The sequence below is a fragment of the Mesorhizobium sp. B2-3-4 genome (genome assembly GCF_006442315.1).
Lineage (GTDB): Bacteria > Pseudomonadota > Alphaproteobacteria > Rhizobiales > Rhizobiaceae > Mesorhizobium.
This window is the reverse complement of the sequence record NZ_VFVY01000011.1, coordinates 200456-208509: the sequence shown is the minus strand read 5'-3', so window position 1 is coordinate 208509 and position 8054 is coordinate 200456. Positions and strand designations below refer to the sequence as shown.

Below are 8054 nucleotides of genomic sequence, written 5' to 3'. Positions count from 1 at the left end.
TCTTGGAGATGGCGATGCCGTTGGGGTTGACCAGAAACACCTGGCCATTGGCGTTGAGCTGGCCAGCGATCGTCGACCTGGTGCCGCCGGTGACGCGGTTGAGCATCGTCGAGGTCGATGTCGGCTGGTCGATGTTGACGGTGGAGCCGGCGCCGATGGAAAAACTCTGCCAGTTGACGATGGCCGAACTGGTCGACTGCTTGATGTTGAGCTGCGCGGTCGACGGGTTGGAAATGGTGACGCCGCCCGACGCCACCTTGCCGCCCGTCGGCAGTTCCTGAGCCCGCGCCGTTGTGAAGCCGACGAGCGCCGTCGAGGCCAGAAGCAGCGCCGTCAGCGGCGCGCTGGTCCGGGTGATGATGCGTGGGAAGAGTATCTGGTGCTGCATGATCATGTCTTAAAACTGGATGGCGCCGGCGAGCGAAAAGCGATCGCTGGTCGGCAGATGGTCGTTTCGATGCTGGCGTCCCCATTCCAGTGTCAGGCTGGTGTTGGACGGATCGGCCGCCAGTGCCGCGCCGAGTTTCAGGCCGAGCCCGTAGGAAGCGCCAACGATACTGGCCGTCTCGAGCGCGGTCGGCATTTCGAGATGGACCTCGCCGACGGCACCGAAGAGATAGGGCGAAACCTGAACCACGCCGCCGGTGAACGGTACGAACCAGGGCGAGGACAGTTCGCCGCGCAGCGCATAGCCGGAATCGCCCTGCAGGGCGCCGGCGTCGAAGCTCGACAGGCCGTTCGGACCGACGAGCCCGATCTGCTCCGACTGCAGCAGGGGCTTGCCGAAAGAGGTCTGCGCACGGGCATAGAGATCGAGACCGAGATGGGTGGCAAGCGGCTGACTGTAGCTCGCCGCGACTTCCAGCTTCTGGAAGGCGGCATCGGCGCCCTGCCGCGACAGGGGTAAGAGCGGCGTGGCGTCCGCCGCTGAACGCGCGCCGAGACCGTTGATACCGAACGAGGCCGTGACATTGCCGGTGAAGACACCACCGAGCGAGGTAAACCAGGTGGCGTCCGTGCCGAACCTGACGATGCGCAGCCGATCCTCGGCAATCGGCAGCGAGATCGGCGTCACCGCATTGAGGAAATCGTTCTGCGCGTCGAAGGAGAGTTCGCTGCTGACGGTCAATTCGCGGCTGCGGATCCAGGGATAGCGCAGCCGCGCCGAATAACGTTCGAATTCGCTGCCGAAGCCGAGCGTGCCAGGCTCGGCGGTCGGATTGGCGCGCGTGCGGCTGGCTTCGAGGTTGAGCGTCAAGCCGTCATAGCCGATCGGCACGACGATGCCGGCGGCATAGTTGCGGTTACGCGGGCCATCGGTGAACACGCCGTTTTCGCCGCCATTGGGATAGCCGCCGATGCGCAGATAGACGAGGTCGCCAAGACCGAGCAGTGAGTTGAAGTCGACGCCGACGCCCGTCGACCAGCGCTGCAGCGATGGCGACAGCGAATTGTCGACGGTGACCTGGCCGCCGAACGGACGATATTTGCCGTCGATGACCAGTACGCTGGCGCCTTTCAACGTGCCGGCCTGCAGGGTCGAGCGCAGTCGGGCGCCGGGCGTGTCGCCGGCCAGCAACAGCTTGCGCTCGATCGCCGACAGCCTGATGCCTCTTTGTCCGACGAGCGGCGCAAGCGTTGCCTCGACCCGCCCGCGTATACGCTCGGGCAGATTGCTGGTGTCGATCCGCTCCAGATAGCCGTCGACGACGACGAGCCGCAGGCTTGCGCCGTCGTTGAGCTTCTGCGCCGGCAACACGACCCGGACCAGCGCATAGCCGGCACGGCCATATTCGGTCTCCAGCGCTTTGGCCGCCGCGAAGATCTCGGCTGCCGTCACGGTGCGATGGGCAAGGCCGGCGACGATCTTGCGCGTTGCCTCGGCCATCTCGGGCAGGCTGCCCTCGACGCGGACATCCCTGAGTTTGACCTTGAGTTTCTCGGCGCCCGCCGGCGCCTCCAGACCCGAGCCTTCCGGGATGGAGACACCTGGCGTGTTGGCCTGCGGGGGCGGCCGAAAGCTTGGCGGCGTGATCTGGCTGGCGGTCTGGGCCAACGCACCATTGGGAAGCCACAGACATATCGATACGGCGAGCAGAGCGAGCCATCCGCGCGCCGCAGGCCTGCCGGACACAGGCAGGTCATCAGCCTTTCTGCCAATCGCGATCTTGCTTCTATACTTCACTCAATCACTCGTATTTCGAGTTAAATGCAGGCAAGGCTTCGCCGCCGAGCGATCTCTGATCGCTCGTCACCACAACCGCTCTTTGCAATTCATGTCCGGAAAGGCGCCCCGCCGCTCGGATGACGCGGAAATTATGCCCGACCCTCATCAAGGTCAATTCAACCGGCGGCCTTCAGGCTGACTATTATTGGGAGGAGTTTTCCAAGCCATAGCAAATAGTTAGCCATCCGCACCATCTGTCGCATCCCCTGAGCCCGTCACTTGGCCGGGGCTGTTCTCCGCAATTGGTACGTCTGGACACAAGTGTTGAAGGCTGAAAAATGGGGAACGCAACCTCACCATTCGAGTTGGTTCAAAGCATCGGGAGACGAGCACTGAATTTGGAAGAAATAGCCGGCCATCCGGCGTTGCATCGCTACGTTCAGGAACAGTCGCAGGCGCTCATCCGCATCTATGAGGAAACGCCCCGGCTGGCCTCCATCTTTGCCACGCAGCAGCGCTGGCTGATGGGCCATGTCGGCCTTGCAATGCATTTCAGACGGGATCCGAACGACCGCCGCAAGGAGCTGACCGTATCGCGCTTCATCGAGGTCGTGCACAAGAACGCGGTGGCCAGCCGCAACACGGCGGACGCCTTCATCAAGGAGATGCTGCACTACAACATCGCCGAGTACGTGGCCGGCGGCGACGGCCGCACGCACCCCCTGCAACCGACGGCGGCCACGATCGAGCGCTTTACCGGCTGGGTGACCGCCCATCTGCGCACGCTCGACCACATCGATGGCGGCGACCGGCTGGCCAGATTCCTGGAACGGCCCGAAATGCTCGCCACGCTGCAGCCGCTGGTGGCGGACGGACTGCTGGCGTCAAAACCGGTGCGCGAACCCAACCAGACCTTTTCCCTGTTCATCTGGCTTAACAATGGCGGCATCGTCATGGACTGGCTGATGTCGGGCATCGACCCCGACAATGCCGGCCTGGAACGGATTCCGACCAGCGTGGTCTCGATCGGCGATTTTGCCACATGGCTCAAACTGTCCCGGACCCATCTTGGCCGTAAACTTCGCACCGCGGAGGAGTTCGGCAGCATTGGCTGGCTTGGTCAGCGCGGCCATTCGGTGATGTGGGTGTCGCATGGCTTCTATGAGGAGTACATGACCGTCCAGGCCGCCAAGCTGGCCGTCGTCGATGCCGCCTTCAAGGCCTGCTTTGGCAACTGAGCTGCGCCGCGCGGCACCATTTTTGCCTAAAGTTTAAAGCCGCTTGGTTCGGTTGCCCGTCGAGGGCCACCCCCACGACCGAGCCGGATCGGGCCCACACATTCACCTGTTCGGCGGCAGACGTCTGGACACGGACGCCGAAGGCTGAAAATGTGGGCCTGCGTCTGCGCGGCAAGTTGAGCTTACCAGCGGGGGAAAATGACGCTGACTTTGGAAGAAATCGCCGATCATCCGGCATTGCATCGCTGTGTCCGCGCCCAGGCGCAGGCGATGAACCGAATCTATGAGACGAACCCGAGACTTTCCTCGGCATTTGCCAGCCAGCAACGCTGGCTTATGGCTCATATCGGTCTTTCCCTGCATTTCCGGCGCGAATCCGACGACTATCGCAAGGAACTCACGGCGGCGCGTTTCATCGATGTGATCCGCCAGAACGCGGTGGCCAGCCGCAACACGGCCGACGCCTTCCTCAAGGAGATGCTGCATTATAACTTCATCGAATTGCTGCCCTCGACGCATGATGGCCGCATCCGACCGCTGCGGCCGACGGCGCCGGCGATGGAGCCGGTCTACGGCTGGATGCTTGCGCATCTGCACACGCTGGACAGTCTCGATGGCGCAAATCGCGTGACCACCTTCATGGCCCGGTCCGACGCGCTCGCCAGGATACAGCCGCTGGTGGCCGATGGCTTGCTTTCGTCCAATCCTGTGCGCGAGCCCAAGCGCACCTTTTCACTGTTCACCTGGCTCAACAATGGCGGCGTCGTCATGGACTGGCTGATATCGGGCGTCGACCCCGACCATGCCGGCCTCGACCGGATCCCGACCGGCATCGTCTCGATCGGCGACTTCGCCAACTGGCTCAAGCTGTCGCGGACCCATCTGGCGCGCAAGCTGCGCGATGCCGAGGAACTTGGCAGTGTCGGCTGGCTCGGCCAGCGCGGCCAGTCGGTGATGTGGATTTCCAGTGATTTCTACCGCGAATACCTGACCGCCCAGGCCGTGAAACTGGCCATCATCGACGACGCTTTCGCGGGCGGCCTCTCGGCTACTGGCACTTCCCGCGCGACCGATGCGCAAGGCTTGTCCGTATCGTAGACAGCAACGCAGATTGCGGAAGCTGTGCTGTATGGCGTGATGGCTTGTCGGGCTTTGGGTCGACCAATTCTGCGTGAGCTTGATCGACCCCCTTGGCTAGGCAACCGCCGACGGTCTCAATCGATATCGAAAGAGACGCCCTGGGCGAGCGGGAGGGCCTTGGAATAGTTCACCGTGTTGGTGGCACGGCGCATATAGGCCTTCCATGCATCGGAGCCGCTCTCGCGGCCGCCGCCGGTTTCCTTTTCGCCACCAAAGGCACCGCCGATCTCGGCGCCCGAGGTGCCGATGTTGACGTTGGCAATGCCGCAGTCCGACCCGTCGACACCAAGGAAGCGCTCGGATTCCTGCAGGTCGCGGGTGAAGATCGACGACGACAGGCCGGCGCCGACCGCATTGTGCTCGTCGAGTACGGCGTCGAAATCGGAATACTTCATCACATAGAGGATCGGCGCGAAGGTCTCCTCCGTCACCGGCGCAACCTGCTTCGGCATTTCGACCAGGGCGGGATGCACGTAGTAGGCATCGGGATGGCCATTCTCGACCCGCGTGCCGCCGGTCACCTTGCCGCCATGCGCGGCCGCTTCGCTCAGCGCCTTCTGCATGGCGTCGAACGCCGCCTTGTCGATCAGCGGACCGACCAGTGACGAAGTCTCCAGCGGATTGCCGACCGAAACGCTCTGATAGGCCTTCTTCAGGCGCGGCACCAAGGCGTCATAGACGCTGTCATGCACGAACAGGCGTCTGAGCGTCGTGCAGCGCTGGCCGGCCGTGCCCATGGCGCCGAAAGCGATGGCGCGCAGCGCCATGTCGAGATCGGCGGTCGGACAGACGATGCCGGCATTGTTGCCGCCGAGTTCCAGCACCGCGCGGGCAAAGCGCTTGGCCAGACGCGGGCCGACATCGCGGCCCATGCGGGTCGAGCCGGTGGCCGAGACCAGAGGCACCTTGGGGTGGTCGACCAGGATTTCGCCGACGGCGCGGTCGCCGATCAGCACCGGCGCCAGACCCAGCGGCGCATCAGTGCCGAACCGCTTGACCGCGCGCGCAAAGATCGCCTCGCAGGCGAGCGCCGTCAGCGGCGTCTTTTCGGAAGGCTTCCATACCACCGCGTCGCCGCAGACCAGCGCAAGGGCTGCATTCCACGACCATACCGCCACCGGGAAGTTGAAGGCCGAGATGACACCGACGACGCCCAGCGGATGCCAGGTCTCCATCATGCGGTGGCCGGGGCGCTCGGTGGCGATGGTCAGACCGTACAATTGCCGGGACAGACCGACCGCGAAATCGCAGATGTCGATCATTTCCTGCACTTCGCCGAGCCCCTCGGACGGGATCTTGCCGACCTCGATCGACACCAGCCGGCCGAGCTCGGCCTTGTGCGCGCGAAGTTCCTCGCCGAGCAGCCGCACCAGTTCGCCGCGCTTGGGACCCGGAACCAGCCGCCAGGACTGGAAAGCCTTATGCGCGGCCTCGATGGTCTTTGCCGCGTCGGCCGGCGAGATCGTCTTCAGCGCCGCGATCTGCTCGCCCGTCACCGGGCTGCGCACGATCAGGTCGCCCTCCGAAAGCACCTCCCTGGCCACGCCCAGTTTAGCCAGAAGCTCTGCCGTTTCCTTCGCTATGGTCATTTTTGTCCCTTTCAGATTCCCGCTGCCAGATTCCCGCCGCTCGTATGGCCCGGTCACCGCCTTGCGCCATGCCTTCCCCGCGCCGTGGCGGCGGAAGGAGCTGTCATGGCGTGCCATTACCTGTTTCAGGGGAAAATCGCCACCCCGGCATGGTCCAAGCCCACGCTGCGCGATTGAGCCAGAGACCGTTGAGCAGACAGAGGCCGCTCAGTTTGCCCTTTTCGCCGGCGCCCGGACGGCGCCGTCCTTGATCAGACGGTCGATATGCATGCGGATATGGGCTGCCTCCGCCGCCGTGTTGGCAAGCGCAATGGCGCGGTCGAAGGCGATGCGCGCCTCCTCGCCCCGGTCGAGTTGCATCAACAGCCCGCCTTTAAGGCCAAAGAAATGGAAATAGCCGGAAAGCCTTTGCTCGAGCGGCTCGATCATCGCCAGCGCCGCTTCCGGTCCGCGCACCTTGGCGACCGCGACCGCGCGGTTGAGCGTGATGACAGGTGACGGCTGCATCTGTTCGAGCAGCCCGTAGAGCAGGTCGATCTCAACCCAGTCCGTATCCTCGGCTTTCTCGGCCCGCGCATGGAGTGCGGCGATCGCCGCCTGCACCTGGTAGGGGCCGGGCTTGCGGTGGCGCAGGGCCTTGTCGACCAGCGCTAGGCCTTCGTCGATCATCTTGCGGCTCCACAGGCTCCGATCCTGGTCCTCGAGCAACACGATCTCGCCATCGCCATCGAAACGAGCCGGGGCGCGCGCGTGCTGCAAAAGAAGCAGCGCCGTCAGCCCCATGATCTCCGGCTCCGTCTGGAACAACCTGAGCAACAGCCGTGCCAGCCGGATCGCCTCCTCGCAAAGCGGCGCGCGCGCCGGCGCTTCGCCGCTGTTGGTTGAGTAGCCCTCGTTGAAAACCAGATAGACCATGGCGGCGACCGCCGCGAGCCGTTCGGAACGCTCGACGGCATCAGGCGTCTCGAACGGCACGCCGGCATCGGCAATACGCGCCTTGGCACGGGTGATGCGCTGCTCCATGGCGCTCTCGCCGACCAGGAAGGCGCGCGCGATCTGTTTGACGGTGAGGCCTGAGACGATGCGCAGCGCCACCGCGATCTGCTGCGTCGCGGGCAAATCGGGATGGCAGCAGATGAACAGCAGCCGCAATATATCGTCGCGGTAATGCGCACCGTCCAGCCGTTCGGCGATATCGCTCTCGGCATCCTCCAGATCGGAGATCTGATCCTCTTCCGGCATCGGCGCCTGCTTGGCGCGCTTGCGCACCGCATCGATGCCGCTGTTGCGGCCGACAAAGATCAGCCAGGCCGCCGCGTCGCGCGGCGGCCCATTCTGCGGCCAGTTCTTGAGTGCCCTGAGGCAGGCATCCTGGAAAGCTTCCTCCGCGGTATCCAGGTCGCGGAAATAGCGCAGCAGCGCACCCATCGCCTGCGGACGGGCGGCACTGATGGCGGAGCTTATCCAGGCAAGTTCGGTCATACGGCAACCTTGGTCGGATTGAAGACGGATACCGGCCGGATCTCATAGGAGCCGCCGCTTGGATTGACCTCGGAGAGCTCACGGGCGAATTCCACGGCCTCGTCGAGGTCGGCGCAGTCGAGCGTGTAGAAGCCGAGGAATTGCTCCTTGGTCTCGGCGAACGGCCCATCGATGACGACGGATTCGCCCTTGACCTTGCGCAGCGTCGTCGCCGCTGTCGTCGGCAACAGCCGCGCCACCGGGCCGAGCCGGCCGGCCTTGGCATATTTGTCCTGCACATTGAGGAGTTTGGCCATGACTTCGTCGTCCTGCGCCTTGCTCCAGGAGCTGACGACGTCTTCGGAGGCATAGCACAGGATGGCGTAAAGCATATCAGGTCCTTTTCTGCATCAAAGGACGAAACAGTAGGACCGATCCCGACACGGCGTCGATAAAAAA

Annotated in this window: 7 protein-coding genes; 2 read left to right on the top strand and 5 right to left on the bottom strand. The window is 64.0% G+C overall.

What is annotated here, in order from left to right:
• A partial coding sequence (locus tag FJ967_RS18425; RefSeq protein WP_181175968.1) for a filamentous hemagglutinin N-terminal domain-containing protein occupies window positions 1–388 on the bottom strand: 388 nt, incomplete at its 3' end.
• Between the two features lie 9 nt (window positions 389–397).
• Window positions 398–2056 carry a ShlB/FhaC/HecB family hemolysin secretion/activation protein gene (locus FJ967_RS18420; protein ID WP_246675301.1) on the bottom strand — a complete coding sequence of 553 codons (1659 nt, stop codon included), beginning with the start codon at window positions 2054–2056 and terminating at the stop codon, window positions 398–400.
• 449 nt (window positions 2057–2505) lie between these two features.
• Here FJ967_RS18420 and FJ967_RS18415 point away from each other — a divergent pair, with 449 nt between their 5' ends.
• On the top strand, window positions 2506–3405 hold the full coding sequence (locus tag FJ967_RS18415) for a hypothetical protein (RefSeq protein ID WP_140733238.1): 900 nt from the start codon (window positions 2506–2508) through the stop codon (window positions 3403–3405).
• Between the two features lie 198 nt (window positions 3406–3603).
• Window positions 3604–4503, top strand: a complete 900-nt coding sequence (locus FJ967_RS18410; protein ID WP_181175966.1) for a hypothetical protein — start codon at window positions 3604–3606, stop codon at window positions 4501–4503.
• Window positions 4504–4619: 116 nt separating this feature from the next.
• Here the strand turns inward: FJ967_RS18410 and FJ967_RS18405 are convergent, their stop codons facing one another.
• From FJ967_RS18405 to FJ967_RS18395, 3 genes are all read right to left on the bottom strand, one after another.
• The gene (locus tag FJ967_RS18405; RefSeq protein ID WP_140733237.1) at window positions 4620–6134 is read right to left on the bottom strand and encodes an aldehyde dehydrogenase family protein; all 1515 of its coding nucleotides are present in this window, start codon (window positions 6132–6134) and stop codon (window positions 4620–4622) included.
• Window positions 6135–6341: 207 nt separating this feature from the next.
• A complete protein-coding gene (locus FJ967_RS18400) occupies window positions 6342–7616 on the bottom strand; it encodes an RNA polymerase sigma factor (RefSeq protein WP_140733236.1) in 1275 nt (424 codons plus the stop codon).
• On the bottom strand, window positions 7613–7987 hold the full coding sequence (locus tag FJ967_RS18395; RefSeq protein WP_140733235.1) for a YciI family protein: 375 nt from the start codon (window positions 7985–7987) through the stop codon (window positions 7613–7615). Before FJ967_RS18395 ends, FJ967_RS18400 begins: the two co-directional genes overlap by 4 nt.
• Between the last annotated feature and the right edge of the window lie 67 nt (window positions 7988–8054).

Excerpts from the sequence above, each read along its gene's own strand:
- FJ967_RS18415 (WP_140733238.1), top strand. The coding sequence starts at position 2,506 with ATGGGGAACGCAACCTCACCATTCGAGTTGGTTCAAAGCATCGGGAGA.
- FJ967_RS18410 (WP_181175966.1), top strand. The coding sequence starts at position 3,604 with ATGACGCTGACTTTGGAAGAAATCGCCGATCATCCGGCATTGCATCGC.
- FJ967_RS18405 (WP_140733237.1), bottom strand. The coding sequence starts at position 6,134 with ATGACCATAGCGAAGGAAACGGCAGAGCTTCTGGCTAAACTGGGCGTG.
- FJ967_RS18400 (WP_140733236.1), bottom strand. The coding sequence starts at position 7,616 with ATGACCGAACTTGCCTGGATAAGCTCCGCCATCAGTGCCGCCCGTCCG.
- FJ967_RS18395 (WP_140733235.1), bottom strand. The coding sequence starts at position 7,987 with ATGCTTTACGCCATCCTGTGCTATGCCTCCGAAGACGTCGTCAGCTCC.